The 26,721-nt window shown below is 59.6% G+C and carries 24 protein-coding genes; 13 read left to right on the top strand and 11 right to left on the bottom strand.

Annotated elements, in window-relative coordinates; genetic code table 11:
* Positions 1 to 72 precede the first annotated feature (72 nt).
* The 3 genes from ABH945_RS30250 to ABH945_RS30240 all read right to left on the bottom strand — a co-directional run bounded on the left by ABH945_RS30250 (position 73) and on the right by ABH945_RS30240 (position 4,330).
* Positions 73 to 1,320: a porin gene (locus ABH945_RS30250; RefSeq protein ID WP_429253085.1), complete on the bottom strand. Its 1,248-nt coding sequence runs from the start codon at positions 1,318 to 1,320 to the stop codon at positions 73 to 75.
* Between the two features lie 324 nt (positions 1,321 to 1,644).
* Positions 1,645 to 2,760 (bottom strand): alkene reductase, encoded by a 1,116-nt coding sequence (locus ABH945_RS30245; RefSeq protein ID WP_429253084.1) that lies wholly within the window; start codon positions 2,758 to 2,760, stop codon positions 1,645 to 1,647.
* Between the two features lie 379 nt (positions 2,761 to 3,139).
* The gene (locus tag ABH945_RS30240; RefSeq protein WP_429253175.1) at positions 3,140 to 4,330 is read right to left on the bottom strand and encodes a sugar transporter; all 1,191 of its coding nucleotides are present in this window, start codon (positions 4,328 to 4,330) and stop codon (positions 3,140 to 3,142) included.
* Between the two features lie 445 nt (positions 4,331 to 4,775).
* On the opposite strand from ABH945_RS30240, the gene ABH945_RS30235 reads away from it, so the two are divergent.
* The 4 genes from ABH945_RS30235 to yghU all read left to right on the top strand — a co-directional run bounded on the left by ABH945_RS30235 (position 4,776) and on the right by yghU (position 8,312).
* Complete coding sequence (locus tag ABH945_RS30235) at positions 4,776 to 5,819, top strand: ATP-grasp fold amidoligase family protein (RefSeq protein ID WP_429253083.1); 1,044 nt, start codon at positions 4,776 to 4,778, stop codon at positions 5,817 to 5,819.
* A gap of 126 nt (positions 5,820 to 5,945) precedes the next feature.
* Positions 5,946 to 6,551 (top strand): DUF6875 domain-containing protein, encoded by a 606-nt coding sequence (locus tag ABH945_RS30230; RefSeq protein ID WP_429253082.1) that lies wholly within the window; start codon positions 5,946 to 5,948, stop codon positions 6,549 to 6,551.
* A complete protein-coding gene (locus ABH945_RS30225; RefSeq protein ID WP_074772568.1) occupies positions 6,548 to 7,270 on the top strand; it encodes an MBL fold metallo-hydrolase in 723 nt (240 codons plus the stop codon). The genes ABH945_RS30230 and ABH945_RS30225 overlap by 4 nt, the downstream gene beginning before the upstream one ends.
* Before the next feature lie 166 nt (positions 7,271 to 7,436).
* The gene (yghU, locus tag ABH945_RS30220; protein ID WP_429253081.1) at positions 7,437 to 8,312 is read left to right on the top strand and encodes a glutathione-dependent disulfide-bond oxidoreductase; all 876 of its coding nucleotides are present in this window, start codon (positions 7,437 to 7,439) and stop codon (positions 8,310 to 8,312) included.
* A gap of 112 nt (positions 8,313 to 8,424) precedes the next feature.
* On the opposite strand, the gene ABH945_RS30215 is transcribed toward yghU, so the two are convergent.
* Positions 8,425 to 9,222 (bottom strand): MetQ/NlpA family lipoprotein, encoded by a 798-nt coding sequence (locus tag ABH945_RS30215; RefSeq protein WP_253189905.1) that lies wholly within the window; start codon positions 9,220 to 9,222, stop codon positions 8,425 to 8,427.
* A 356-nt stretch (positions 9,223 to 9,578) separates the two neighbouring features.
* Between ABH945_RS30215 and ABH945_RS30210 the strand changes: the two genes are divergently transcribed.
* The 4 genes from ABH945_RS30210 to ABH945_RS30195 all read left to right on the top strand — a co-directional run bounded on the left by ABH945_RS30210 (position 9,579) and on the right by ABH945_RS30195 (position 12,072).
* Positions 9,579 to 9,881, top strand: a complete 303-nt coding sequence (locus tag ABH945_RS30210; protein WP_429253080.1) for a hypothetical protein — start codon at positions 9,579 to 9,581, stop codon at positions 9,879 to 9,881.
* A gap of 164 nt (positions 9,882 to 10,045) precedes the next feature.
* Positions 10,046 to 10,294 carry a hypothetical protein gene (locus ABH945_RS30205; protein ID WP_429253079.1) on the top strand — a complete coding sequence of 83 codons (249 nt, stop codon included), beginning with the start codon at positions 10,046 to 10,048 and terminating at the stop codon, positions 10,292 to 10,294.
* A gap of 158 nt (positions 10,295 to 10,452) precedes the next feature.
* Complete coding sequence (locus tag ABH945_RS30200) at positions 10,453 to 11,214, top strand: SDR family NAD(P)-dependent oxidoreductase (protein ID WP_429253078.1); 762 nt, start codon at positions 10,453 to 10,455, stop codon at positions 11,212 to 11,214.
* A gap of 18 nt (positions 11,215 to 11,232) precedes the next feature.
* On the top strand, positions 11,233 to 12,072 hold the full coding sequence (locus ABH945_RS30195; protein WP_429253077.1) for a CmcJ/NvfI family oxidoreductase: 840 nt from the start codon (positions 11,233 to 11,235) through the stop codon (positions 12,070 to 12,072).
* Between the two features lie 94 nt (positions 12,073 to 12,166).
* Here ABH945_RS30195 and ABH945_RS30190 read toward each other — a convergent pair whose 3' ends face one another.
* From ABH945_RS30190 to ABH945_RS30160, 7 genes are all read right to left on the bottom strand, one after another.
* A complete protein-coding gene (locus tag ABH945_RS30190) occupies positions 12,167 to 13,528 on the bottom strand; it encodes an LLM class flavin-dependent oxidoreductase (RefSeq protein WP_429253076.1) in 1,362 nt (453 codons plus the stop codon).
* Between the two features lie 56 nt (positions 13,529 to 13,584).
* Complete coding sequence (locus ABH945_RS30185; protein WP_074772591.1) at positions 13,585 to 14,448, bottom strand: ABC transporter ATP-binding protein; 864 nt, start codon at positions 14,446 to 14,448, stop codon at positions 13,585 to 13,587.
* A gap of 51 nt (positions 14,449 to 14,499) precedes the next feature.
* Positions 14,500 to 15,384: an ABC transporter permease gene (locus ABH945_RS30180; protein ID WP_429253075.1), complete on the bottom strand. Its 885-nt coding sequence runs from the start codon at positions 15,382 to 15,384 to the stop codon at positions 14,500 to 14,502.
* A 26-nt stretch (positions 15,385 to 15,410) separates the two neighbouring features.
* The gene (locus ABH945_RS30175; RefSeq protein WP_429253074.1) at positions 15,411 to 16,262 is read right to left on the bottom strand and encodes an ABC transporter permease; all 852 of its coding nucleotides are present in this window, start codon (positions 16,260 to 16,262) and stop codon (positions 15,411 to 15,413) included.
* Between the two features lie 28 nt (positions 16,263 to 16,290).
* Complete coding sequence (locus ABH945_RS30170) at positions 16,291 to 17,325, bottom strand: ABC transporter substrate-binding protein (protein ID WP_429253174.1); 1,035 nt, start codon at positions 17,323 to 17,325, stop codon at positions 16,291 to 16,293.
* A 111-nt stretch (positions 17,326 to 17,436) separates the two neighbouring features.
* Complete coding sequence (gene groL, locus ABH945_RS30165) at positions 17,437 to 19,077, bottom strand: chaperonin GroEL (RefSeq protein WP_429253073.1); 1,641 nt, start codon at positions 19,075 to 19,077, stop codon at positions 17,437 to 17,439.
* A gap of 13 nt (positions 19,078 to 19,090) precedes the next feature.
* Positions 19,091 to 19,381: a co-chaperone GroES gene (locus tag ABH945_RS30160; protein ID WP_074772603.1), complete on the bottom strand. Its 291-nt coding sequence runs from the start codon at positions 19,379 to 19,381 to the stop codon at positions 19,091 to 19,093.
* Between the two features lie 354 nt (positions 19,382 to 19,735).
* On the opposite strand from ABH945_RS30160, the gene ABH945_RS30155 reads away from it, so the two are divergent.
* The 5 genes from ABH945_RS30155 to ABH945_RS30135 all read left to right on the top strand — a co-directional run bounded on the left by ABH945_RS30155 (position 19,736) and on the right by ABH945_RS30135 (position 26,716).
* Positions 19,736 to 20,953: an acyl-CoA dehydrogenase family protein gene (locus ABH945_RS30155; RefSeq protein WP_429253072.1), complete on the top strand. Its 1,218-nt coding sequence runs from the start codon at positions 19,736 to 19,738 to the stop codon at positions 20,951 to 20,953.
* Between the two features lie 355 nt (positions 20,954 to 21,308).
* Positions 21,309 to 22,913, top strand: coding sequence for an ABC transporter substrate-binding protein (locus tag ABH945_RS30150; RefSeq protein WP_429253071.1), 1,605 nt, complete (start codon positions 21,309 to 21,311; stop codon positions 22,911 to 22,913).
* A gap of 25 nt (positions 22,914 to 22,938) precedes the next feature.
* Entirely contained in the window at positions 22,939 to 23,919 is a 981-nt protein-coding gene (locus tag ABH945_RS30145) for an ABC transporter permease (RefSeq protein ID WP_074772612.1), read from the top strand.
* A 47-nt stretch (positions 23,920 to 23,966) separates the two neighbouring features.
* A complete protein-coding gene (locus ABH945_RS30140; RefSeq protein ID WP_429253070.1) occupies positions 23,967 to 24,956 on the top strand; it encodes an ABC transporter permease in 990 nt (329 codons plus the stop codon).
* A gap of 29 nt (positions 24,957 to 24,985) precedes the next feature.
* Positions 24,986 to 26,716 carry an ABC transporter ATP-binding protein gene (locus tag ABH945_RS30135; protein WP_429253069.1) on the top strand — a complete coding sequence of 577 codons (1,731 nt, stop codon included), beginning with the start codon at positions 24,986 to 24,988 and terminating at the stop codon, positions 26,714 to 26,716.
* Positions 26,717 to 26,721 lie beyond the last annotated feature (5 nt).

The following is a 26,721-nucleotide window of genomic DNA, read 5'->3' as shown; positions in this document are numbered from 1 at the left end:
CAGCCGACCGACTAGCAACGCGCGGGAACATGCCCCGCGCGTCAGATCAATCGCGATTAGCGTTGGCAGCGATCAGAAACGATGCCGCAACGACACGTGCACGCCAAGCTGATGATTGTTCGCCGACGGCGTCTGTCCGGTCAGCGCAGCAACGGCGGGTTGATCCAGAGAGTCCGTTCCTGCCGCGTGTTCGTAGACGACGACGCCATAAATGTCGGTTCGTTGCGACAGCGAGTAATCCGCGCCCGCAGCGGCCAGGTGATAAACGGCGCTGCCCGCATTGCTCGCACCCGAGTTATGCGTGTAGCTGTACGACACGCCCCCCGACCACGCCGGCGAGAAGCGATACGACATGCTCGCTTCCGCGCTGTTGAACGTCGCGGTACCCGAGTAGTTGAACGGATTCGGACCGGCGTTGAGGTTACCGAGGTTCTGGAACTGCGTGTTCGTGTACACGAGGTTGAACGTCGCCGCGCCTGCCTTGTACGACGCGCCCGCCGCGATGATCTGCAGCGCCTTCGCCGATGCATAGCCCGCGAAGCTCGGAATCGATTGCGCGGTAGTGTCCGAACCGATGCTGCCGAGGTTGTTGGTGGCGGCGGTTGTTCCCGAGTTGGCCTGGCTGCCGTAGAAGGAGAGGTTCGGGTCGCGTGCGTTCAAATACGCCGCAGCGACGGCAACGGGGCCGTTTGCGTACGACACGCCGAGCGAGTAGATCTGCTTTTGCGTCGCGCTGCCGGCAACGCCGCCAACGCTATACACGCCGCCGAAGCTCAAGCCGTTGTACGAAGGGCTCAGGTAGCGGATCGAGTTGTTGCTGCGGCGAGTATTCGCGAGATTGTCGACGTCGCCGGCATGCGAAACCATGTACCCGCCCCATGTCGCCACGGCGGCGAACGGCTGCACGAACATGTCGACGGCGTCGTATTGACGACCCAGTGTGACCGTGCCGAGCGTATTCGACTTCAGGCCCACGAAGGCCTGCCGTGCGAATAGCGCGCCACCCAGGGCAATCGCGCCGGTGCCGCCGCCAAAGCCGTTTTCGAGCGTGAAGATCGCGGAATTGCCGCCGCCGAGGTCTTCCGTTCCGCGAATGCCGAAGCGCGAACCGGTCACGCCGGAAGTCGCCGCATCCTGGAAGGAGTACTGCGACGCGCCTTTCAATGCGCCGTTGCTGCGACCGGTTTGTGCATTGCTGGTATAGCTGAGGCCGACGTCGATGAGCCCGTATAAGGTCACGCTGCTTTGTGCGAATACCGGAGTAGAGAGAGTTGCCGCGACCGAGGTCACCAGCGCAGCGAAGGTTTTTGTCTTTGTCATGTTATTCAATCAGATAGATCACCCGCGACTTCTTTTTTTGTGCGGGCGTGAACCCGGGTCGCGAGGGCGAAGTTTTTACCACGAAAGCAGGGCGGCGCGAGGGGAAATGACATGACTGACGTGAAAACACGTCAGTGGATCAGGCAGGTGTTGCCGATGCAGAGCGCGGATTCGGCTCTCTGCTGACCTGTGAGCGGCAGCACTCGCCCGATCGATGCGGTGGAAGGTGGAGGCGCGTTACGTGGATAAGCGTCTGTCGATCATGCGATTAACGGCAGGTACGTGGCCGTCGATCTTCCGGATGATCGGCCACGTACCCGCGGTTCAGGCGACCGCCTCGGTTTCCGCTGCTCCGTGATAAGCAGGGAAGTCGGAATAGTGCTTTTCGTCGCCACCCCAGAACGCGGCGCGAACATAGGGCGTCAGCGGCAAGCCGTGCTTGAGGCGGTACGGCAGATCCGGGTTCGACGAGAAGTGACGTCCGAAGGCAACCAGGTCGGCGTCGCCGGACTTCACGATTGCTTCAGCGCTGGCGCCGTCGAAGCCGCCCGCCGCGATGATCGGCCCGGAAAAGTGCGGACGCAGGTAGTGGCTCGCAACCGGCGGATGACCTTCGTGCAACGTGTCGTCGCCCTTGATGCGCGGTTCGATCACGTGCAGGTAGGCGATCCTGTATTCGTCGAGCACCTTCGCGACATAGCTAAAGGTGGCTTCCGGGTCGCTGTCGGAGATGCCGCCCCATTCGCCGGACGGCGAAATACGTACGCCGACACGATCCGCGCCCCACACGGAAATGAGCGCTTCGACCGCTTCGCGCAGAAAGCGAACCCGGTTTTCAATCGGACCGCCGTAGGCATCGGTGCGCAGGTTGGTGCCGTCCTGAATGAACTGATCGACGAGATAGCCGTTTGCGCCATGCAGTTCGACGCCGTCGAAACCGGCATCTAGCGCGCGTTGAGCGGCCACCCGGAATTCCTCGATGATGCCGGGGATTTCTTCGATGTCGAGTGCGCGATGGGGCGAGGCGGGCACGAAACCGTCCTTCGTCAGCGCGACGCCTTCGAACGGAACGACCGACGGCGCAACCGGATCGACACCGCCTGTCATTTCGACGTGGCTTTGACGTCCACCGTGAATCAGTTGCATGAAGACGCGGCCGCCTTTCGCGTGAACGGCGTTGGCGATCGCTTTCCAGCCGGCCACCTGGCCGTCGTGGTAGAAGCTGGCCGCGCCCAGATACGAGCGCGCCGTCTCGGAGATGCTGACGCCTTCGATCACTTCGAGGCCGCCTTCCGACGCGCGTTGGCCGTAGAAGTCGGCCATCATCGGGCTTGGAATGTCGCCGGGCTGAATGGTGCGCAGGCGGGTCATCGGGGCGAGAACAACGCGATGCGACAGTGTGTAAGCGCCGACCTTCGTAGGGGTGAACAAGTTAGCCATGATCTTTCCTTTACCGGTTAGTGAGCATCTGAATGCGGGTCGCGTCGACCATCGAACGAGCGGCTTGTCCATTTCCGGCATCCTCGCGATATAGATAAAACGCATGGGTCGTCAATGATTGTGGAGCCGTATTTCCGTTTCGAGGATCGTTTCGTCGCCGCCTGACAGGTAATGTAGGCTCGGCCGATAAGAAATAAAAAGACTTTAGAGGCTGGGTGGCATGCCTGAAAGGCATGGTATGCAAGGGTGAGGTTCTAACGAAGCGAGGTGCGGCGGCGTCCGCTGCGGGCCGAGTGGTTGGCGCTACGTCTGGATTTGAATGCGGGCGCCGGATCGGGACGAATGACTCGTCGGCCGCCCCGTGTTTTGAAATGCGATATCAGGCCGAACTTGCGCGCGCACGCCGCGAAATAGCGAGCGACATCCAGCAAAACCCCGCGCTAATAGCCCCTACAACGCCGCCAAACGAGCCTATCCACGGCAGCCCGAAGTCGTGCGCGATGTGATTGCCGAGCAGCGCGCCCGCACCGATGCCGACGTTATAGAGCCCTGAAAAAAGCGACACGGCCAGATCCGTTGCGTCGGGTGCCAGTTCCAGTACCTGGGCCTGCATCGCAAGGCCGAAGGAGATGATCACTCCGCCCCACAGCAAAATGTGAAGCGACAACGTGCCGATGGTCAACGCGAAAGGGAAAAGCAGCAGCAGACAGGCTGGCAGCAATGCCACCGTGGTCAACAGAAACCGGTGAGGCTGCTTCGGGTAAAAGCGCCCGAAGCAGATTGCCGCTGGCATGCCGGCTACGCCAAACAGAACCAGCAAATAGGTGATGCGCGCGTTGCTCGCGTGGTTCACGAGGTGCGCGAACGGTTCGAGATACGTGTAGACGGAAAAATGAGCGGTGACGGTGAGCACCGTCACGGCGTAAAGAACCATCAGCATGGGCGTCTTCAGCAGCTTCGGCAGGCTTCGCAGCGACCCGGCGCGCTCGCTTGGCAGCAACGGAAGCGTGACCCACAGCGCGGCCATCACCACTACCGCTGCACACGCGATGATCTGAAAAGTCGTGCGCCATCCCAGCGCTTCGCCGATCACGCGGCCAATGGGAATGCCTGCCACCATCGCAATCGATGTGCCGACTGACAGGAAACCCAGCGCGCGACTTTTGTCCTTGGGCGGCACCAGTCGCACGACCATCGCGACAGAAACGGACCAGAAGATCGCGTGTGCGAACGCGATGCCGATCCTTCCTATCATCAATATCGTGAAGTTGGGCGCGACGCCCGTGATGACGTGGCTGACGATGAAAATCGCCAGGACCTGCATCAGCAGTTTGCGCCTTTCGACGTTGCGCACGAGCAGCATCAGCGGCATGGACGCGAGAGCGACAGTCCACGCATAAATGGTCAGCATCAGCCCGACGTTGGTCGGTTCCATGTCGAGGCTGTTGCCGATTGCGGTGAGCAGGCCGACGGGGACGAACTCAGTGGTGTTGAAAACGAATGCCGACAATGTCAGCGCGAATACGCCCCACCAGGGCCGTTTGAAATAGGAGAAGTCGGTTGTTGCCATCATGAGACCAGGTGGCGCGCTGACAGCACGAATGATGTCAGTCGGCGCAAGACGGGGACGCGCTTTGTTTCCGAAGCGAACGTAGACGATATCAGATGACCCCGCCGGATAGCGTCGTCGAGGCGAGCTCGCCGCTGCAAAGGTCATGCCGGGTCGCAGATTGCCGGCCGATTGGTTCTCCTTCGCTGGAGTTTCGGTTTCGATGTTCCGGCACGCAAATTCCGTATACGGGTACGACAGAAGTTCAAGGTTTTCGGCCATATCGGTAGTCGCACCGATTTGGTGGCCTATGCTTCACTGCAGCATAAAGACGTCGTGAGCGTGCGTCCGGAAAAAGTCGTCCTGATCCGTTCGGGGCGTGGAGAAACGCGTCTTGCCGCGCTACGCCGCAAGTGGCCGCTTGCGGAACCCATCCGATAATTCGCGAGTCGAGAGGTCTTTTCCAATGAGTACGCCAAATGATGTTGGACGGCGGACATCGTCCGGTCAGGGAAGCTTCTGGTCTGCGCTGAAAACGCACTCTGATTCCCGGAAAACCGTCACACATTCACCAGAATCAGGCAGAAAAATATTTCGGAACAGTATTGGCACTCTCTACTCGGGCGTGCTCCACGGCGTGAAATATTTTCTTCCCGATTCGGTTTTCTTATTCCTTTCACATCGCAGAAGAGTCGGGCGGTTTCCGAACCTGCGGAATCCGGCAACCTTCAACGAAATCATTCTGGATCGTTGTCTGCATCCCGATCCGTTATGGAGCATGCTGGCGGACAAGCTCGCGGTTCGGGAATATGTGAAGGAGAAGATCGGGGAAAAGTACCTGATTCCCTTGATAGCCGTGCCCGACGTTTTTACGCAGGAGGTGTTTGATACGCTTCCTGAGTCGTTTGTCATGAAAGCGAATCACGGATGTGGATTCGTCAAAGTGGTATGGAACAAAGCCGATGTTTCGTTTGGAGAGCTTCAGCAACTCGCGGATCAATGGCTCAGCACCGATTTCTCCGTTGCCTCTCGCGAACGGCACTACCGGCCAATCAAGCCGCGAATCTACTTCGAGAAGTTACTGACCGACCGAAGCGGCAAGGTGCCTCCCGATTACAAAATAAACATTTTCGATCGCGAACAGGGCGAACCGGTGATCTATACCGGGGTGGTTTCAGACCGCTTCGGCACGCCACATCACGATTTCTACGATACCCAATGGAATCCGCTGCATATCGCAGCGGCGGGCTATCCGTGCAGTGACGATCCCGCCGGGCGCCCTCCCAACTGGGGCGAAGTCGTCGACATTGCCACGCGTTTGTCGGAGGGCCTTGGATATGTTCGCGTAGACCTATACGCGTACGACAACGAAATCTTCTTTGGAGAATTGACCTTCACCCCAGGTGCGGGTGTGACGCGTTTCTCGCAAGACAGCTTCGATTACGAGTGGGGGCAACTGATCAGGACCATGCCCTCGTCGCGAGAGGCAAACTTCGTTCGCAAGTCGTAAGCGACGAATCGTGGCGGGAATATCGAAAGACACGCGCGTTGTGAAGCGCGTGTCAGATCGATGTTTCGCCCGTGTTTGCCGATCTGCTTCTGACTTTCCCGAAACCCGCGAATAGTGAGGTTGACCATGGCAACACGCCTGTCAGCGTCGGAAAGTATTTCTTTCGAAGAAGCGTTGACTGACGAGTGCTTCTCCCGAATCCTCAGATGGATCGAGAGTTTCCTATGCGCTCCCAACACCGAACTAGGGCGCCTGGGCGACGTATGTCCGTTCGCCAGAACGGCGGTATTAAAGCGCTCTATAGAGTTCTACTGGAATCACTCTTCGAGCATACAATGTCTTTCCGATGACATTGAAGTGCATAGGGAAGAGTTTCTGCAGGGCGGAGGCAGGGACGATATCTATCGTTGCCGAATTATTGTCCCGGACCGGCTTGGCGACGTGTCCAGCGCAATCGAGTATGTTCAGAAGCAACTCAAGCCCATGTTTGTCGAGCATCATCTGATGATCGGGCAGTTCTTCCCCGATTGCGACGAGCCCGGCTTGCGGAACAAGGCATTTCGTCCGTTGCAAACTCCGGTTCCGCTGATTGCGATTCGCAATATGGTGCCGACAGACATCGCATTTCTGTATGGCAACGAGCAGTACGTGAGCGCGTATATGAAAAAATTCGGGAGCCGCGGAACGATTGCCCTTCGGCAATATGAAGCGACCATGGAGACGACAAAATGAGCTTATCGAAAGTCGATATATTTGCCGATCATATTGTCCGGCACAGCACGTATATCGAAAAGATCAATCTGAGCTTCTCCCAGTTCTTCATCAAGTCAGCTTCGGGCACGCTCTGTATCGAGACGGGTTCGCGCGGTGACTTTCCGCTGCTGAAGTCGAATCTGCTTTCGGCAGGAATCGATGTGGCGTCGGTGGGCAGCCTGATCGTGCCGCACTTCGAAGACGATGAAATGGGTGCGCTTCCGGAGTTTCTCGCGCTCAACAAGTCGCTGGTTGCTTATGCCCACCCGATTTGCGCGCATGCGCTCGGCGACATCTTCTCCGTCAAAACAAAGCTTTTCAAAGACGAGACACCAATCAAGATCAACGACGAAGTGATCATTCCGATCTTCGCCAAGCATGTTCATCAGTGGGACGCGCTGGTGATTTATGTGCCACGTTTCAAGGCGCTTTTTTCATCGGACATCTTCATGAGTTTCGGTACCGTTGACGACAAGTGGGCGAACCCGGTGGAGAAGATGATTTCGTCGATTGAGGAGTCGGGATACCTGCCGTCCATCGAGTACCTGCATTCCGTTTTGATCAAGATAAGGAAATACGATATCGAAACGATATTTCCGATGCACGGTCCTGCCATTCAGGACAATGCTGGCGCAGCGATCGATGGACTGATCGAGTACTGCGTGAAGAATCGCGTCAAGGAAGCGGTCGACGGATGAACCGCATGGAGTGCGGAAATGTACTCGTCTCGCGGTCAGTAGTCTGATCCGCAACCATCCCGCTGACATCGCCCGATACGGATTCGCGCCGCGTCCGGCAGATATTCCGTCGATTTGTTAATCTCATGCAGGAGCAAATATCCCAACCATACAAGGAGCTTCCTGCATGAGCAATTCTTCCGACTATGTCCCGCCGACAGTCTGGAGCTGGAACAAAGATAGCGGCGGCCGCTTCGCGAACATCAACCGCCCGGTGTCGGGGGCGACGCATCAGAAAGACCTGCCGGTCGGACGCCATCCTCTGCAGCTCTATTCGCTGGCAACGCCGAACGGCGTAAAGGTCACGGTGATGCTGGAAGAGCTGCTGGCCCTCGGCCACAGTGGCGCGGAGTACGACGCGTGGCTCATCAGGATCGGCGAGGGCGATCAGTTCGGCAGCGGCTTCGTCGGCGTGAATCCGAACTCCAAGATTCCCGCGCTGCTGGATCGCAGCGGTTCGGAGCCGGTTCGGGTGTTCGAATCAGGCGCAATTCTGCTTTATCTCGCCGAGAAATTTGGCGCGTTTCTGCCGGGCGAATCCGCTGCGCGTGCCGAGTGCCTGTCATGGCTGTTCTGGCAAATGGGAAGCGCGCCTTACCTGGGCGGTGGTTTTGGGCATTTCTACGCGTACGCGCCCAGCAAAATCGAATATGCGATCGACCGGTTCACGATGGAAACCAAGCGACAGCTCGACGTGCTCGACAAGCAGCTCGCCACGCACGAATACATCGCGGGCAGTGAATACACGATCGCCGATATCGCAATCTGGCCGTGGTATGGCGGTCTGGTAAAAGGATGGCTTTACGAGGCGGCCGAGTTCCTGTCGGTGCAGGACTACAGGCACGTGCGGCGCTGGGCCGACGCAATCGGAGAACGTCCGGCCGTGCAGCGCGGACGGATGGTGAATCGTGTGTTCGGTGAGCCTTCAAGTCAATTGCACGAACGCCACGACGCGGGCGATTTCGCAACCAATACGCAAGACAAGCTTGCCGCGCAGAAGTAAGTCGCAGCTACTCCAGTAGCTGAATCGCCTGCTGTGACGCAGGCAGACACACGCGCGGCCGGGGCACGGCGCAGCACTGCCCGGGTTGCAATAACCCGGGCAGTGTCGAATCTTATTTCGACGATTCGTTCCAGGCCGGCAACGTCGCTCCGTGATAAACGGAGAGAATTTCCTTCTCGACGTTCGGCTGCTGGTAACTTTCAACCAGCGCTTGCACCCAAGGAGCTTTGGCGTCTTTTTCGTTCACGGCGAGGAAGTTGCGATACGGGTTGCCCGCCACCTTTTCCTGCGCAATGCGCTCTTGCGGAATCTTGATTCCGGCCTTGATCGCCCAGTCCGTGTTGATCACCGCCGCATCGAGATCGCCGATCGCGCGGCCTACGATACCTGCGTCCAGTTCCTTGATATGAATGTTCTTCGGGTTATCCGCGATATCGCGAATCGTGGGCAGAAGCGCCACATCGGCGCGCAGCTTGATCAGCCCCAGACTTTGCAGCAGCAACAGTGATCGGCCTTCGTTGCTCGGGTCGTTCGGCACGCCGATGGTTGCCCCATTCGGCAGATCGGCAACCGATTTCACCTTGCGTGAATAGAGGCCGATAGGTTGGACGTAGGTGTAGCCCACCGGCACGATTTGATAGCCGCGAGCCTTGATTTGCGCATCCAGATACGGCTTGTGCTGGAACGAGTTGGCGTCGAGGTCGTGCTGGGATAACGCTTCATTCGGCTGCGTATAGTCGTTGAAGGTCGTGATCTTGATCGTCAGGCCGTGTTTTGCAGCGTTCGCGGCTACGACACGCCACACGTCCTCGTCTTCGCCGGACATGATGCCGACGCGCAAGGTTTGATCGGCCGCCTGCGCTGCCTGATTGATTGCCAGGCTGCTACTCAACGCCACCACGGCGAGCATCGCTCGAATAAATGTTTGTCTTTTCATTTTTGAAGGTGTGTTCGTATTTTTGCAAACGACATGTTGCAAACGATGTAGATGCTAGAGAACAGGGGCACCTGCTGACAAATACATAAGTGCGAAATGCTATGCAGGTTCCCATATATGCGAATTGCCTCCAGGCCGGCTCGCAGTTCATAACCCGCTTCATAACGATATGTCAACTCGATGTTTCCAGTCCGCCGCGAATGCTGCCATGCTGGCTTTCACGACGTGCGCAGGCTCTGAAGGCGACGCTCAGTCATTGTTCCTCTATCAATCGCAGTGCCTAACCTTTATCGATCATGGATCCATTGATCAACAGTTTGATGCTGAAGATGAGACATAACCGCGTCTACACCGTCGGGACTTTTTCGCGTAAGTTTGGCGTATCGGAGCAGGTTCTCGAATCTGCACTCGCCACCCTGGTCGAAAGCGGCAAGGTGCGCGCGTGCTTCAATGCGCGCCGCGATATTGGATATTGCCTTGCAGGTGCCAAACCGCTAGGCGGGTCGACAGGGCTCTCCAACGTCACCACGGTTGCCACGCTGCCTGTGACGCGTCGCGTCGATGGCGCGCTAGCGGGATACGAGCGGCAACTCGACGCACATCGTTCGCTTGCGATGCTGATCCGGCGCTAATGCCGCCGGAGTTGTGGAGCGAGAGCGTTAATCAATTCGATAACGTCCCGCACAATCGACGCACGTCGATTCTGCGAAAACCATTCCATAAAAGCTTATTTGCGGTTATCCGGTCGCATGACATAACTTGAGGTGCATGGGCTTGAATTAACGGAGCATGCACGATGGCAAATTCAGCGACAGCTATCTGGGACGGATTTCGGCATCCACGTAACGTGCTGCGGCACTGGGTCAGGCGTCAGACGCGTGAAATCCACGATGAACGTTTGGACGAAGCCGTGGCGCCGTCGGTCCACCATGCCAACTCAACCGAGCGGCTTGAGCGCATCGCGGCCTATGCGCGAACCGGCTATTTCCACGTCGAATACACCGCAGGCATGTTCGTGGTTCCGCTCGACATTCCGCCGGAATGAACGCAGCGACGCTTTGCAGCGGGCCTTTTTTCAGCGCATAACTTTCCACGAATCGTTATTTCCATCCCGCGTGGTAATCGCCTAGGCTGAATTATCGGGTGCCTATGTCAATTGCCGCCGCGCGTCGCGTGTTGCGGCTAAATGCGATGGAGATGTCGATGGTTGCCACTATTGAGCAAAAGAAAGAAGACGGCTCCGCGCGCCTGGCGTGGATCGCCGGTGTCGGCGCGAGCGCCGGACTCGGGGCCGCACTCGCGCGACGCTTCTCGAGTGAAGGCCTGACAGTCGCCGTGACGGGACGTTCGCGCGAGCGACTCGACGCGCTAGTCGCCGAAATTCGCGCCCACGGTGGCCATGCAATCGCGTTGCCGGGCGATGTCACCAGCGAAGACGATCTGGCCGCTATAGCGCGTCAACTGGCTGATACCGGCACGCTCGAAGCCTCGATCTTCAACGCAGCGGGTGCGATCCGCGCGCCGACGCTGGAATTGTCCGCGGAGCAATTCGAGGCGGCGTGGCGTGTGACTACACTCGGTGGATTCCTGTTCGCCCGCGCTGCACTGCAACTACTGCTTGAGAGCGGAAGCGGCTCGTTACTGTTCACTGGCGCAACCGCGTCGCTGCGAGGACGTCCGCCGTTCGCGGCATTCGCGTCGGCCAAAGCCGGCTTGAGATCTCTGACTCAAAGTCTTGCCCGCGAATTCGGGCCGCGAAATATTCATGTCGCGCATGTGGTGGTCGACGGCGGTATCGACGGCGAGCGTCTGCGCACGGCGTCGCCGCAACGGGTGGCCGAGCGCGGACCCGACGGCCTGTTGAATCCCGCCGATATCGCCGACGCGTACTGGCATCTGCATCGGCAAGGTCGAAGCGCGTGGTCGCAGGAAATCGATTTGCGGCCGTTCAATGAGTCGTTTTAACGTGATGAGGACGTGAACATGAGCGAGATCGTCATCGATACGCCCGCGTCGGCCACAACAATCGACGCGGAATTGAATTACCTCGAATTTACCGGGGAAAAGCCCGTTTCGTATCAATACGATCCGCCGCCGGGCGTGCCGAAACGCAGTGGCGTGTATCGCGCACATCGGGTGCCGATTTCAAACGCGCGTGTCGCGCCACCGCCCGGCGCGTTATCGATCGATAGAAACGGTTTCGAACTGCATCGGCAACAGAGCGCGTTACGCGATTTTTCGGACCCGGCACAGATCAAATCGATCTATTACCCGGAAGCGGAATTGCTGCTTAAGCGCGCTACCGGTGCAAGACGGGTGGTGGTGTTCGATCACACGCTACGTGACGGAAAACCGGAGCGCACCGATGGCGTGCGGGAGCCGGTCAAGTACATTCATAACGATCAGACCTTCGTGTCGGGGCCTCGAAGGGTACGCGATCACCTGCCTACAGGTGAAGCAGAGCAGTTGTTGCAAGGCCGCGTAGCGATTGTCAACCTGTGGCGGCCGATTGGCGACACCGTGCAATCGTCACCGCTGGCGCTGTGTGATTCGCGCAGTATCGCATTGAACGATCTGGTGGCATCAGACCTTGTTTATCCAGACAAGGTCGGCGAGACCTACGCGCTGGTGTTCAATCCGCGGCATCGTTGGTATTACTTCCCGCACATGACGCCCGACGAATACCTGCTGCTGAAAATCTACGATTCGGCGGGTGATCCGATTGCACGACTCAGTGCGCACACAGCGTTCGACGATCCGACATCGCCACTCGGTGCGCCCGCGCGCCGCAGTATCGAGTTGCGCTCACTGCTGTTCTTCTGAAGGAGGCTTCTTTCGGCAGCCGACATAACAAACGAGGGCGATGCGGTAATGGCGGACGCGAGCAATTGCGCGTCCGCAACGGCCTTCAGAGACGTTATCGAACCAGCGCCGCCTCATCTTTCGCCAGAACATGACGGTTCACCGGCCGCGGCAACCCGAGATTGTCGCGCAGCGTACTGCCTTCGTATTCGGTGCGGAACAGGCCACGCTTTTGCAACTCCGGTACGACCAGTTCGGTAAATTCAGTGAGTCCACCGGGCAGCCACGGCGACATGATATTGAAGCCGTCAGCGCCGTCTTCTTCGAACCATTGCTGCAACTGGTCCGCGATGCTTTGCGGCGTGCCGACCACCTGAAGATGCCCACGCGCGCCCGCTATCCGCAAATACAGGTCACGTATGGTCAGATTCTCGCGACGCGCCAGATCGAGCAACAGACGTTGCCTGCTTTTACCGCCATTCGTCTCCGGGAGTTCGGGAAACGGCCCGTCTAGCGGATATTCCGACAGATCGACGCCGCCCGACATATTGGACAACAGCGACAAGCCGACCGTCGGATGAATCAGGTTTTGCAACGCGTCGAACTTCTCCTGTGCTTCTTCCTGGGTCCTGCCGATCACCGGGAAAATGCCGGGCATGATTTTCAGATGATGCGGCTGTCGTCCATATCGAGCGAGTCTGCCTTTGATGTCGCGATAAAACACCTGCGCTTCTTCGAGAGTCTGATGCGCGACGAAGATAACTTCCGCAGTTTGCGCGGCCAACTCCTTGCCGGCATCTGACGCACCCGCCTGCACGACGACCGGCCAGCCTTGCGGCGAACGCGCGACGTTTAGCGGACCGCGCACCTTGAAGTGCGTGCCGCGATGGTTGAGCGTATGGAGCTTGTCCTGATCGAAGTACACGCCGCTGTCCTTGTCGCGAATGAAGGCGTCGTCTTCCCAGCTGTCCCAGAGGCCTGCGACCACGTCATAGAATTCCCGCGCGCGTTCATAACGCAGCGCGTGATCGGGGTGTTGTTCGAAATTGAAGTTGAGTGCTTCGGACTCGGTGCTCGACGTGACAAGATTCCATCCCGATCGGCCGCCGCTCAGATGATCGAGAGACGCAAATTTGCGGGCCAGGTTATACGGCTCGTTGAAGGTCGTCGACACCGTTGCGATCAGCCCGATATTGCGCGTGACAACCGACAACGCGGACAGCAATGTAATCGGCTCGAAGTGATCGGCGCGCGCGGTTCGCGACAGCGAAGCCAGGTTGCTATCGCGGACGCTGACGCTATCGGCGAAAAAAATCGCGTCGAATTTTGCGCGCTCCGCTATCTGCGCGAGTTCGGCGTAATGCTGAAAATCGAGTCCGCCGCCCGCATGCGCGTCCGGATGGCGCCACGCGGCGATGTGATGGCCGGTTTCCATCAGGAACGCGCCGAGTCTGATCTGCCGTTTGCTCTTGCTCATCATTTTCTCCATCGACTACCGTTGTTTTTAGCTCTCTTTTACCGTCGTTCCACGCGTTACCACGCGAGGCGCCATTCCGTGATGGGCGGGTTCGGAGCGGTAGCCGGCGATTTCAGACCGTCGTTGCCGTCGAACGGCTTATCGCTTGCAACGTCCGCCTCGCCAAAATCCGCGACGATCTCGTCACGCAAGCGAATGAACCGTGGATCGCTACGCTCACGCGGCCGTGGCAATCCGATATCGACGATCCGCTTGATGCGGCCTGGGCGCGGGGCCATCGTCACCACGCGATCACCGAGATACACGGCTTCGTCCACGTCGTGCGTGACGAGGATCATCGTGATGTGTTCCTGTTGCCAGATACGCTGCAATTCGTTTTGCAGACGCCCACGAGTCAACGCGTCAAGCGCGCCGAATGGCTCGTCGAGCAACAGCACGCGCGGCCGGTTGACGAGGCCGCGTGCAATCGCGACACGCTGCGCCATACCGCCCGACAATTGATTCGGGTACGCGTTTTCAAAGCCCTTCAGACCAACCAGCGCGATGTGTTCGGCGACCGCATCGCGCTTCTGTTTCGCCGAAAGCGGCGCGTTACGCAACGCAGCCTGAATGTTTTGCGACGCGGTGAGCCACGGGAAAAGACGGTGGTCCTGAAACACGATCCCGCGTTCGAGCGACGTATCGCGCACCCGCTCACCGCCGACAAGAATCTCGCCGGTGTAATCGGTATCGAGGCCGGCGATCAGACGCAACAACGTCGACTTGCCGCAACCGCTCGAACCGAGCACGCTGACGAATTCGCCGGGTCGTACATGCAGGCTGACGTCGTCGAGTACTTCCAGCGTCTTGCCGTGCTGGATATAGCGCTTTCGAACGTGGCGAATGTCGAGCCCTTCCAGTTCTGATGCAACAGTGGTCATGAGAACGGTCCTGTATCAGTTAGCGGACAAGCTGCATTTGAAGCGTGTGCGTCAGGATGCGCTCAACGTAGTCGCTTCACGCGACGGACGCACCGTTCGCCGTGCAAAAACGGCCCGCTCGACAGCGCGAGCCAGCGAGTTGAGCGCCCAGCCGGTCAAGCCGACGACGATGATCCCCAGCAGCACCAGATCCATCCTGAACTGCTCGCTGCCGTCGATCAGCAGATTGCCGATGCCGCTGCCCGAAACCAGCAGGTACTCGGCGCCAAGTGTCGCGAGCCACGAATAGATCAGCGCGAGATAGATGCCGGTGAAGATCGACGGCAGGGCGGCGGGAAGAATCACGTGTGCGACGAGTTGCAATCGCGTATAGCGGAACGCGCGAGCCACTTCGATATAGCTGCGCGGCACGGCATGAATGCCGTCGCACGTGTGCGCGGTGACGGGCAGCAATGCCGCGAGTGAGAGGAACACGACCTTGGCGGCATCGCCGAGGCCGAACCACACTGAAATCAGCGGAATCCACGCGAATAGCGAGATCTGCTTGAACGTGTCGAAGCTCGGCCCGACCATCCGCCGCGCGATCGGTGAGAAACCCAGCAGGCCGCCAAGCAGCAATCCGCCGACTGTGCCAATGACAAACCCGCAAGCCTCGCGTGCCAGTGACGCGGATAACGCACGCACCAACGCGCCGCTCTGCAGTTGTTGCGTGCCGGCATGCAGAACCGCCATAGGGCTCACCAGCAGGCCGCTTTTGACCAGGTGCAACGCAGATATCGCCGACCATAGCGCGACCGCAATAGCGGGCAATACGAGGCCGCGCCACGCAGCGCTTCGTCGGCTGAGAAAGGTGCTTTTCTTTTTTCGCTCGACGGGCAGATCGCAACTGCAGGGCGGTGGTCCGTTGCGGGCAGTGAAGATCGAAGGAAAGCGCATGTGAGCTCCTTTGCGGTGACGCAGTTTCAGTCCCGAAACGCGGACGGCTGGCCGCGCCTCAGACGCGTTTCGAGTGCTTCGAGCAGACGGTTCACGACGAATCCGATCGCGCCGACCATGACGACCGACGCCATCACCAGATCGAGCTGGAACAGTTGCCTGCCATAAACGATCAGATAGCCAAGTCCTTCAGACGAAGCAACCAGTTCGACCACGACCAGCGCAAGCCACGCTTTCGTAAATGCCAGCCTCACGCCCGTTGCCAGCGTCGGCACGGCAGCGGGCAGCACGACGTGGACAATCCGCTGCCAGTGGCTGTACCCATAACCTCGCGCGACTTCTTCGAGGTTCTGCGGCGACTGCCGGAAGCCCTGTAACGTGCTGAGCGTGACCGGCACCAGCGCGGCGTGGGCGATCAGAATGTATTTGAGCGGTTCACCCACGCCGACCAGCAGCAACAGAAACGGCAGCCAGCCCAACACGGGAATCTGCACGAGCGCGTTGAAGCCAGGCAGCACATACGCTTCGAACGTGCGCGACAGACCGAGCGCCGCGCCGGTCACGAAGCCGATCAGCGTCCCGATGGCGAAGCCGAATACCACGCGTTGCAAGCTGATTAGCGTGTTACTCGCGAGGTCGCCGCTACGCGCGAGCTCCACGAACGTTTCGTAGACACGCGACGACGGCGGCAGAATCTGCGGCGCGATCCAGCCCCGCTCGCAGCCGATGGTCCACAGCGCGAATAGCGTTGCGGGCAACAGCCACGGTGCAACGTGCCAGGCGATTTTGCGCAGCCGTTTGCGTGCGCGCGGAGCGTGACGCTGAGCGCTGCGCGCATCGCCATTCGCGGTGGGAAGGGGGATTGCCGTTTCGCTCATCGTCTCGCTCCGTGGTGGGTTAGCGCAGTTAGCTCAGCGGCTTACCGGCCGCGTCGTAACGGGTCCAGTAGTGGTCGAGATTTTGCGTATGCAGCGCGTTGTCGAGATAGTGCGGCTCGAACCAGCTGTCGACATCGACGGGTTGGCGGATCAGCTTCAGCTTGAGCGCGTCTTGCGCCACCGACTTATAGCGCGCGACGATGAACGGGTCGATCAATGGCGAATTGCGTGCCTTCAGCGGCTGGTTCGCAAACTCCGCCTGCCATTGCGCGACATCCACGCCGCTTTGCGCCCACAGCTTGAATAGCGCGTCCCGGTTCGTTTCGTCGGACGACCATTGCGAACCCTTGACGAATGCATTGACCACCCGCTGCACGATGTCCGGGTGCGCATGCTCGAAGTCGTCCACGACCAGCAGATGCGATTGACGCGTGAATTGCGGGCCATCGTTCTGCGATTCGTAGATGATCTTCGCGAGCCCCTGGTCGCGGAGTTTGTAAAGGTGATAGTCGTTAGTCGATGCGTCGATTCCTTTCGACGCCAGTGCCGCGAGCGAGCTTGCGGCGTCCAGGTTGATCACATGCAGATCGCGTTCGTCGAGTTTGTTCGCGGCGAGCGCGTTGTCGACTACCAGTTGCAGATTGGTGCCGCGAAATATCCCGACGCGGCGGCCCTTCAGATCTTTGATCGTGTGAATGTCGGAGTCGGGCGGCACGGCGATCTTGACGCCGGCGCGAACGCCGGACTCCAGCAGGATGTGTGTCTTCAGACCGTTGGCCCGCGCGAGTACCGAGGGCAGGTCGCCTTGAAACGCGAAGTCCAGCGACTTGTCGGCGATGGCCTCGTTGACCGCCGGACCCGCGCCCTTGAAAAAGAGCCACTGGACCTTGATGCCGTCAGCCGAAAATTCTTTTTCGAGCCGCTGCTGTAGTTGCACCGTCGCGGCTGGCGAGCCGCCGAAAGTTGGCGGGTCGCCGATGCCCTGTTGAGCGACGCCAATACGAATAACGGCGGGTTTATCGGCATACGCGTGAAGCGTCGCCGTCGCCAACGCGGCGAACATCGCCAGAGATTTCAGTAGTTTGAAATAGCGCATGGTTCCGTGGCAGGCAAGGTCGACCGGCGCATTCACGCACGCACTGGCGTGCCGGATGCGCCGGTGAAAACAGGAAGATCAGAAGTCGTAGCCGGCACCTGGCGCGCCAGGTCCACCCGCAGGCGACGCCGGAGCCGCATCCTTCGGCGCTTCGTGCACGGTGGCGTCGGTCGTGAGAAGGAGTGACGCCACCGATGCCGCGTTTTGCAGCGCCGTACGCGTGACCTTGGTCGGATCGAGCACGCCCGATTCCACGAGGTCGCCATATTCGCCGGTCTGCGCGTTGTAGCCGAAATTGCCGCTGCCTTCCGCGACCCTCGCGACCACTACGCTCGCTTCTTCACCGGCGTTCGTCACGATCTGACGCAGCGGTTCTTCCAGCGCACGCAGCACGATGCGGATGCCCGCGTCCTGATCGGCGTTGACGCCCTTGAGTCCGCTGATCGCCTTTCGCACGCGAATCAGGGCAACGCCGCCGCCCGGCACGATGCCTTCCTCGACCGCCGCACGTGTGGCGTGCAGCGCGTCGTCGACACGGTCCTTCTTTTCCTTGACCTCGATTTCAGTCGCACCGCCGACCTTGATCACCGCCACGCCGCCCGCCAGTTTCGCGACGCGTTCCTGCAGCTTTTCGCGATCGTAGTCCGAGCTGGCTTCGTCGATCTGCGTGCGAATCTGCTTCACGCGCGCTTCGATGTTCGCGCGCTCGCCCGCGCCGTCGATCACGGTCGTATTCTCCTTGCCGACTTCGATGCGCTTGGCCTGGCCCAGTTCAGCGAGCGTCGCTTTTTCCAGCGACAAACCCGTTTCTTCCGCGATCACCTGGCCGCCTGTGAGGATGGCGATATCTTCGAGCAGCGCTTTGCGGCGGTCGCCGAATCCTGGTGCCTTGACCGCCACCGTTTTCAGAATGCCGCGAATGTTGTTGACCACCAGCGTGGCGAGCGCTTCGCCTTCGACATCTTCGGCGATGATGAGCAGCGGACGGCCTGCTTTCGCGACCTGTTCGAGTACCGGCAAAAGATCGCGGATGTTCGAGACTTTCTTGTCGTGCAACAGCACGAAAGGATTGTCCAGAATCGCAACCTGCTTGTCCTGATCGTTAATGAAATACGGCGACAGGTAGCCACGATCGAATTGCAGGCCTTCGACCACGTCGAGTTCGTCGTCGAGCGATTTGCCGTCTTCAACGGTGATGACGCCTTCCTTGCCGACGCGGTCGATCGCCTCGGCAATTCTCTGGCCAATCGATTCTTCGCCGTTCGCCGAGATGGTCGCGACTTGTGCAATCTCCTTGCTTGTCGTGGTCGGCTTACTGATCTTCTTCAGTTCATCGATTGCCGCGACGACGGCTTTGTCGATGCCGCGTTTCAGGTCGAGCGGATTCAGACCTGCCGCGACATACTTCTGTCCCTCGCGAACGATGGCTTGCGCGAGCACCGTAGCGGTGGTCGTGCCGTCACCGGCTGCGTCGCTGGTGCGCGACGCAACTTCCTTCACCAGTTGAGCGCCGATGTTCTGCACGCGATCCTGCAATTCGATTTCCTTCGCGACCGACACGCCGTCCTTGGTCACGACGGGCGAGCCGAACGAGCGTTCCAGCACCACGTTGCGGCCCTTCGGACCGAGCGTCACCTTGACGGCGTTCGCGAGAATATTCACGCCTTCGACGAGTTTCGAACGTGCTACATCGCTAAAAATGATTTCTTTTGCGGCCATGATCGGAATTCCCTTATTGAGTGACGACAGCGACGACGTCTTCTTCGCGCAGCACCAGAAGTTCGGCGCCATCCACCTTCACGGACTGTCCTGCGTATTTGCCGAACAGCACACGTTCGCCGACCTTCAGGTCCGGTTCGATACGCTTGCCGTCGCTATCGCGCTTGCCCGGTCCGATTGCGATAACTTCGCCCTGGTCCGGCTTTTCGGCGGCGCTTTCCGGAATCACGATTCCCGAGGCGGTCTTGGTTTCCTGATCGAGACGTTTGACGATCAGGCGGTCGTGCAGTGGACGTAGGCTCATAAGTCGAATGGATTCGTTAAAGATTTGGCACTCGTCGAAGGTGAGTGCTGACCGGGATCGAGTATAGAAATGCACCGTTGCACGTTCCAATAACGAATCCTCGAATCGTTATCTGCGAATCTTATTAACGTCGTGGGCGGGCAGACCAACATCAGGTTGGGTATTCATAGAAATGAACCCAATCCAGCACGGCGAATATTCATAGCTCAATTCACTGGTTTAGCGAAAATCGCTGCGTCCCTATACTGATTCGTTGCGCGAGCAGGCGCGGTTTCGCCGCTTGCTCCATGAAAGACTCTGATCGGATAGGCGGATCGTTCGCGATCCGTCTGCACTTATAAAAGGAAAGCATGTATGCCGGACTCCCGCAAAACTGAAGCGCCAGCGACACTCGACGACGCACTGGCCGCACTGCCAGCGCTGGCCAAAGCAATCGGTGAAGACGCCGCGCAACGCGAGGCGCGGCGCGAGTTGCCGTTCGATCGTTTCGACCTGTTTCGTCAGTCGGGGCTAGGCGTACTGCGTTTTCCGGTTGAGTGGGGCGGACTCGGCGGGTCGCTGGAGGACCTCATTCATGTCGTTACGTCGATTGCGGCCACGGAGTCGAATGTCGCGCACGCTCTGCGAATCCATTACGACCAGACCGAACAATTGCTGCTCTCGCCACGCTCGGCATTCAACGACACGCAGATCGAGCGCGTGCGCAGTGGTGCGATTTTTGGCGGTGCGTCGACGGAACGCGGCACGTCGCGTCCCGGTGAAATCGTCACGAAACTCGTGCGCGACGGTGACAATTTCCGCGTGACCGGCAAGAAGTACTATTCGACCGGCACTGCGTTCTCCGACTACGCGCGCATCAACGTACAGGACGAAAACGACGAGAAAGTGTCGATTGTCATTCCGGTGTCGCGCGAAGGTCTGACGGTACTCGACGACTGGGACGGCATGGGCCAGCGCATGACGGCGAGCGGCAGTCTCGTTCTGGATAACGTGCAGGTTCTGGCACATGAAGTGGCGACGCGCGGCTATACGAGTCTCGCCGGGCGTCATGGCAGTGCGCTGCGTCAACTGCATCTGGTCGCCGTGGCAGCGGGCATTGTGCGCAATATTCTCGCGGACGCACGGCGCTATGTCGTCGAACATGGCCGCCCGGTGTTACATAGTCCGGCACCGTCCGCGCGCGAAGACGGCTTCGTGCAGCAGGTAGTGGGCGATCTTGCCGCGCATAGCCTCTCTATCGACGCGCTGGTGCAACAGAATGCGCGGACGCTGGACCGCTCGGCGAAAGCGATTCGCAACGGTGCCGCGAACGCCGAAGAACTGGTGCTGGAAGGCGCGCTCGCCACGGCCAAGACGCAACTGGTGGTGAGCAAGCTGGCGTTGTATGCAGGCGAGCGGCTGTTCGAGATTGGCGGTGCATCGGCGACGGCGCGCGCGCATAACTTCGATCGCCACTGGCGCAATCTGCGAACCATCTTCAGTCACAACCCGCTGCTGCACAAGGCACGGGTCATTGGCGAATACGAACTGAACGGCGTGACCACGCATCTGACCGAAGGGCGTGTGTTCTAGTTTTTCGCCTACTCGACATGTCAACCAAAGCAGGGGCGGCGAGTCATTAGCGGCCCCCGTTCGATCGATCTCCTTTCCATCGACGCAACCGCCTTTGGTATTGCACTGCCATTGGCGCTACCTGTCAAAACCGAAAGGCGGCGTCGCGCTCGCGCGCGGCTTTCACCATCAAGTGATCCCACACGTTACTGGTAAGCCTTTCGTCCGCCTGCTGCTTTGCATATGCGGAACGATTGGTTCTGTCGGCAGCGCTGCTGCTTTATCGTAAGTGCTGCGGCAGCGACGTTGCCGACCACACTATGACGATATCTCGCGCGGCAAAACCTGCGCGTGCTGGCTAAAGGATCTGGATCACATGGCAGGGCTGAATCGACGCAGTTTTCTGATTTCATCGGGGGCGGCGCTCGCCGCGACGGGTTTGCCTTCGCTGGTTCGCGCGCAAGCCGAAGGCGCGACGCCGAAGCGGGGCGGCACGCTAAACATGTTGATTAACCCGGAGCCGCCGGTTCTCGTGTCGATTTTCCAGACGACGGGGCCGGCGCTGGTCGCCAGTTCGAAAGTTCTGGAAGGGCTGCTTGCCTACGATTTCGATCTGAAGCCAAAGCCGCAACTGGCGACTGCCTGGACCGTCAGTCCCGATGGTCTGAAGTACACGTTCACACTGCGTCAAAACGTAAAGTGGCATGACGGTCAGCCTTTTACGTCGGCTGACGTCGCATTTTCTATCGAGCTGCTCAAGTCGGTGCATCCGCGTGGACGCAGCACATTTGCCAACGTCACGCGAGTCGCGACCCCGGACGCACGCACCGCAGTGATCGAGTTGTCGAAGCCCGCGCCGTATCTGCTGAAGGCGTTGTCGGCAGGAGAATCGCCAATCGTACCGAAGCACCTGTACGCATCCGGCGATCCGCTGACCAATCCGCACAACAACGCGCCCATCGGTACGGGGCCGTTCCGCTTCAAATCGTGGACCCGTGGCGCCAATATCGTTTATGAGCGCAATCCGGATTACTGGGACGCAGGCAAACCTTATATCGACGGCCTCGTATTCAAGGTGATCCCGGACGCAGCCGCGCGATCCGCAGCCTTCGAAACGGGCGCACTCGATCTGGGCGGCGAAAATCCGGTGCCGTTGACCGACCTGCCGCGTCTTACCCAGTTGCCGCAGTTGAGCATTGAAACGCGCGGCTATCGCTTTCTCGAACCGCAATCGGAGATCGATTTCAATCTCGATCATCCGATTCTAAAAGACCTGCGGGTACGTCAGGCGATTGCGCATGCGATCAATCCGCAAGTCGTGCAACGCACGATTGCATACGGCTATGCCGAACTGTCGCCCACGCCGATCACGCCGGGTTCGCCCTATCACGATGCGAAGCTTGCGCCGTACGCATTCGATATCGGCAGCGCGGAAAAGCTGCTCGATGCAGCGGGGTATCCGCGTAAGGACGGTGGTGTGCGCTTCCGTCTCACTCACGATTTCCTGCCGTATGGCGACATGTACCGTCGCCAGGCCGACTATGTGAAGTCGGCGCTCTCGCGAGTCGGGATCGATGTGACGGTGCGCTCGCAGGATCTGCCCGCGTTCCTGAAGCGCGTGTACGCAGACCGCCAGTTCGATTTCACGAGCATCGGCGTGAATACGCTGTTCGATCCGAGTGTGGGCGTACAGCGTCTTTACTGGTCGAAGAATATTCGACCCGGTGTGCCGTTTTCGAACGCGCCGCACTATAGCAACGCCGATGTCGACCGCTTGCTTGAAACGGCGTCAGTCGAAACCGATGAGAGCAGGCGCGTCGAGTTGTATCAACAGTTCCAGCAGATCGTCTATCGCGATCTGCCGATTCTCAACCTCGTCGCGCCGCGCATGGTCACGCTCGCAAATCGGCGTGTGCATAACCACACGGTGTCCGCGCAAGGCCTCGAAGGCAATCTCGCGGATGTTTACCTGAGCGCATGAGCCCACGCATGACAGGAGAGCGGCAATGAGTCGAGGTATGCGTTTCGGCGCGATAGTGCGGCGTACAGCGTGGCAGGCGTTGCCGACCATAATCGGTATCGTGATCCTGAACTTCTTTCTGCTGAAGCTGATGCCGGGAGACGCGGCCGACGTGCTCGCCGGTGAATCCGGTTCGGCAACCTTGGAGACGATGCAGGTTCTGCGCGCGAAGTTCGGACTGGATCAACCGGTTCTGCACCAGTTGTGGTCGTATCTGTCGCATCTGGCGCACTTCAGTCTCGGCTATTCGCCGCGTTACGACATGCCGGTGATGCAACTGATCCTGTCGCGTTTGCCGAATACGTTGTTGCTGATGGGCGTGGCGTTGTCGTTCGCTATTGTGGTCGGCGTGGTGCTCGGCGCGGTGATGGCGCATTGGGCCGGCAAGTGGCCTGATCGCGTGCTGTCGGTACTGGCATTGTTTTTCTATTCGACGCCGGGCTTCTGGATCGGGCTGCTCGCCATTGTGCTGTTCTCGGTGCACCTGGGCTGGTTGCCGAGCGGCGGTAATCAGACACTCGGTGTGTCGTTGCACGGGTTCGCCTATTTCGCCGATGCCGCGAAACACGTGCTGCTACCTGCCGCGACCTTGTCGACGTTCTTCATTGCGATCTATGCGCGGCTCACGCGCTCAGCGATGCTCGAAGTGCAGCGCCAGGATTTCGTCCGCACCGCGCAGGCAAAAGGATTGCACCCGTGGCGCGTGACCGTGCGCCACGTATTGCGCAATGCGTTGATGCCGTTGACGACAATCGTCGGCATTCATTTCGGCACGCTGCTCGGCGGTGCTGCGGTGACTGAAACCGTGTTCAGCTGGCCAGGCCTCGGACGCCTCGCACTCGACGCAGTCATGGCGCGCGATTTCAGCGTGCTGCTGGGCGTGCTGTTGCTGTCTTCATTGCTCGTGATCATCGCGAACGTGGTGGTCGATCTATTACAGGCATGGCTAGACCCGCGCGTCGCGTGATGTCCGATTCGACTCGCGTCCGCCCACTCGCTTCCCAGAGGAATGACATGTCTTCCGATTTACCCAATCTGATTTCTGCTGCGAATGAGCCGGTCGAATCGACCGGCTCGGCTTGGCGACGTCAACTCGCGGGCAACCTGCTCGGCCGTATTGGCGGCAGCCGTGCAAGCGCCACAGACATTTCCGCTTCGACGGCGAAGGGGCGTGGAATATGGCGTGCGTTGTTGCGTAACCCTTCAGCGCTCGCGGGGCTTTTTCTGCTGGCGGCTTTCCTTCTGCTCGCCGTGTTCGCCGACCATCTGTTCCCCGGCGATCCGCTCGACATGGTGGCCGCTCCATTCGAATGGCCCGGTACGGATCATCAATACTGGCTCGGCACTGATTCGCTCGGACGTGACGTGGCGGCGGGCATCGCTCACGGTACGCGCGTGTCGCTGCTGATCGGCGCATCATCCGCCGCGATCGGTCTCGTGATCGGCACGCTGGTGGGTGCAGCAGGCGGATTTTTTGGCGGATTGATCGATGACGTGCTGGTGCGTATCACTGAACTCTTTCAAACCATTCCGTCGTTTTTGCTGGTGATCGTGATCGTCGCGATTGGCAGCCCGAGCGTGACGATCATCGCGTTGGCGATTGGCGTCGCGTCGTGGCCCACCGTCGCGCGCATCGTGCGAGCGGAATTTCGCACGCTACGCCAGGCGGATTTCGTGCTGGCCGCACGCAGCCAGGGCTTCAGCAACGCGCGCATTATATTCGGCGAAATATTGCCCAACGCATTGCCGCCGGTGATCGTCACCGCATCGGTGATGGTGGCGAGCGCGATTCTGATCGAATCGTCACTGTCGTTTCTGGGCATGGGCGATCCGAATGTCGTCAGTTGGGGCGGCATGATCGGCTCCGGGCGCGACTCCTTGCGGACCGCGTGGTATCTGACGGCGGTGCCGGGTGCGGCGATCGTCCTCGCGGTGCTCGCACTGAATCTTCTCGGCGACGGCCTGAACGACGCGCTCAATCCGCGTCTGCGTCAACGCCCCTGAACAACTCGCGACCGACAACGTTACTGAGGATGCATCAAGTGAATAACGCGGCAAACCTGCTCGAAGTCCGTGATCTGCGTGTGAGTTTCGGCGCGCATGAAGCCGTGCGTGGAATCAGCTTCGACATTGCGCAAGGCGAGACGCTCGCGCTCGTCGGCGAATCGGGTTGCGGAAAATCGGCTACGGCGCTGTCTCTGATGCGGCTGGTGCCGACGCCAGGCCGCGTGACCGGCAGCCTGCGTTTCGACGGTCGCGAATTGCTCGATCTGTCGCCGCAGGAAATCCGTGCGGTGCGGGGGCAGCAGATTTCGATGATTTTCCAGGAGCCGATGACGTCGCTGAATCCTGTGCTGTCGATTGGCGCGCAGATCGTGGAGACGTTGCGTCAGCACGAGTCGCTGTCGAAGGCAGCCGCATGGAAACGCGCGGTCGAGTTGCTTGAACTGGTGCAGATTCCCGAGCCGCAGCGGCGTGTGCACGACTATCCGCACGAACTTTCCGGCGGCCAGCGGCAGCGCGTGATGATCGCGATGGCAGTCGCATGCCGCCCCAGGTTGCTGATCGCCGACGAACCCACTACCGCGCTCGACGTGACGATTCAGGCGCGCATTCTCGAACTGCTCGACGAACTGAAGCGCGAACTGTCTATGTCGCTGCTGCTGATCACGCACGATCTCGGCGTCGTCGCCCAGCACGCGGATCGCGTCGCCGTGATGCTGGCGGGCCGGAAAGTCGAAGAAGCGACGGTCGCGCAACTGTTCACGCAACCCCGACATGCTTATACGCGCGGCCTGCTCGGCGCGTCGCTCAATCTTGCCGACGACCTGCATCATCGCAAGTGGAAGTTGCCGGAAATCCGTCACGGTATCGCCGACGACGGCCAGCCGACTTTTGCCGTGATACCGCGCACTGCACGCACTGGTCAGAATGGCGAGCCTGCATTTCCCGCCATTGCAATTGGCGGTGACGAGCCGCCGTTACTTGCGCTACACGACGTGCGGATCGACTATCCGCATCGGCATGGCAAGACGACATTGCGGGCGGTCGACGGTGTATCGCTGCAAATATCGCGCGGCGAAACGGTTGGGCTGGTCGGCGAATCCGGTTGCGGAAAGTCGACGTTGTCGAAAGCGATCATGCGGCTCGTGCCCGCCGCAGGCGGCCAGATCCTTTTGCGAGGCACCGATCTGGTGCCACTGCGCGAGCGCGAATTGCGACCGCTGCGCCGTCATGTGCAGATGGTGTTTCAGGACCCGTACGCATCACTGAATCCGAGGCGCACGGTGGCGGAGATTCTGGATACGGTGCTGGTAGTCAACGGCATCGGCGATGCGAGGCAACGCCGGACGCGGATCGCCGCGATTCTCGATCGCGTCGGTTTGCCAGCGTCCGCGCTCGGCCGTTTTCCGCATGAGTTTTCCGGTGGTCAACGTCAGCGCATCGGCATTGCGCGTGCGCTCGTGCTCGAACCCGATCTATTGATTTGCGACGAGCCCGTTTCCGCGCTCGACGTGTCGATCCAGGCGCAGATATTGAACCTGCTGGTGGAATTGAAACGCGACCTCGGACTCGCGTATCTGTTTATCTCGCACGACCTTTCGGTAGTGCGTTATATCGCCGACCGCGTGCATGTGATGCAGGCTGGACGCATTGTCGAAAGTGGCGATCACGCTGAGATCTGGCGCGCACCCCGGCATGAGTACACGCGTACGCTGCTCAGCGCGATCCCCGGCAAGACGTTCGACGCGCAAGCTGCATAAGCCGA

The sequence above is a fragment of the Paraburkholderia sp. GAS333 genome (assembly GCF_050435665.1).
Taxonomy (GTDB): Bacteria; Pseudomonadota; Gammaproteobacteria; order Burkholderiales; family Burkholderiaceae; genus Paraburkholderia; species Paraburkholderia fungorum_A.
This window is presented reverse-complemented; position numbering and strand designations above follow the sequence as displayed.

Bases quoted from the DNA above. Each gene is read 5' to 3' on its own strand.
- ABH945_RS30200 (WP_429253078.1), top strand. From the start codon at position 10,453: ATGGTTGCCACTATTGAGCAAAAGAAAGAAGACGGCTCCGCGCGCCTG.
- ABH945_RS30185 (WP_074772591.1), bottom strand. From the start codon at position 14,448: ATGACCACTGTTGCATCAGAACTGGAAGGGCTCGACATTCGCCACGTT.
- ABH945_RS30230 (WP_429253082.1), top strand. From the start codon at position 5,946: ATGGCAACACGCCTGTCAGCGTCGGAAAGTATTTCTTTCGAAGAAGCG.
- ABH945_RS30215 (WP_253189905.1), bottom strand. From the start codon at position 9,222: ATGCTCGCCGTGGTGGCGTTGAGTAGCAGCCTGGCAATCAATCAGGCA.
- ABH945_RS30180 (WP_429253075.1), bottom strand. From the start codon at position 15,384: ATGCGCTTTCCTTCGATCTTCACTGCCCGCAACGGACCACCGCCCTGC.
- ABH945_RS30195 (WP_429253077.1), top strand. From the start codon at position 11,233: ATGAGCGAGATCGTCATCGATACGCCCGCGTCGGCCACAACAATCGAC.
- ABH945_RS30210 (WP_429253080.1), top strand. From the start codon at position 9,579: ATGAGACATAACCGCGTCTACACCGTCGGGACTTTTTCGCGTAAGTTT.
- ABH945_RS30140 (WP_429253070.1), top strand. From the start codon at position 23,967: ATGTCTTCCGATTTACCCAATCTGATTTCTGCTGCGAATGAGCCGGTC.
- ABH945_RS30150 (WP_429253071.1), top strand. From the start codon at position 21,309: ATGGCAGGGCTGAATCGACGCAGTTTTCTGATTTCATCGGGGGCGGCG.
- ABH945_RS30160 (WP_074772603.1), bottom strand. From the start codon at position 19,381: ATGAGCCTACGTCCACTGCACGACCGCCTGATCGTCAAACGTCTCGAT.
- ABH945_RS30245 (WP_429253084.1), bottom strand. From the start codon at position 2,760: ATGGCTAACTTGTTCACCCCTACGAAGGTCGGCGCTTACACACTGTCG.
- ABH945_RS30155 (WP_429253072.1), top strand. From the start codon at position 19,736: ATGCCGGACTCCCGCAAAACTGAAGCGCCAGCGACACTCGACGACGCA.
- ABH945_RS30170 (WP_429253174.1), bottom strand. From the start codon at position 17,325: ATGTTCGCCGCGTTGGCGACGGCGACGCTTCACGCGTATGCCGATAAA.
- ABH945_RS30145 (WP_074772612.1), top strand. From the start codon at position 22,939: ATGAGTCGAGGTATGCGTTTCGGCGCGATAGTGCGGCGTACAGCGTGG.
- ABH945_RS30190 (WP_429253076.1), bottom strand. From the start codon at position 13,528: ATGAGCAAGAGCAAACGGCAGATCAGACTCGGCGCGTTCCTGATGGAA.
- ABH945_RS30205 (WP_429253079.1), top strand. From the start codon at position 10,046: ATGGCAAATTCAGCGACAGCTATCTGGGACGGATTTCGGCATCCACGT.
- ABH945_RS30135 (WP_429253069.1), top strand. From the start codon at position 24,986: ATGCATCAAGTGAATAACGCGGCAAACCTGCTCGAAGTCCGTGATCTG.
- yghU (WP_429253081.1), top strand. From the start codon at position 7,437: ATGAGCAATTCTTCCGACTATGTCCCGCCGACAGTCTGGAGCTGGAAC.
- ABH945_RS30250 (WP_429253085.1), bottom strand. From the start codon at position 1,320: ATGACAAAGACAAAAACCTTCGCTGCGCTGGTGACCTCGGTCGCGGCA.
- ABH945_RS30225 (WP_074772568.1), top strand. From the start codon at position 6,548: ATGAGCTTATCGAAAGTCGATATATTTGCCGATCATATTGTCCGGCAC.
- ABH945_RS30240 (WP_429253175.1), bottom strand. From the start codon at position 4,330: ATGGCAACAACCGACTTCTCCTATTTCAAACGGCCCTGGTGGGGCGTA.
- groL (WP_429253073.1), bottom strand. From the start codon at position 19,077: ATGGCCGCAAAAGAAATCATTTTTAGCGATGTAGCACGTTCGAAACTC.
- ABH945_RS30175 (WP_429253074.1), bottom strand. From the start codon at position 16,262: ATGAGCGAAACGGCAATCCCCCTTCCCACCGCGAATGGCGATGCGCGC.
- ABH945_RS30235 (WP_429253083.1), top strand. From the start codon at position 4,776: ATGAGTACGCCAAATGATGTTGGACGGCGGACATCGTCCGGTCAGGGA.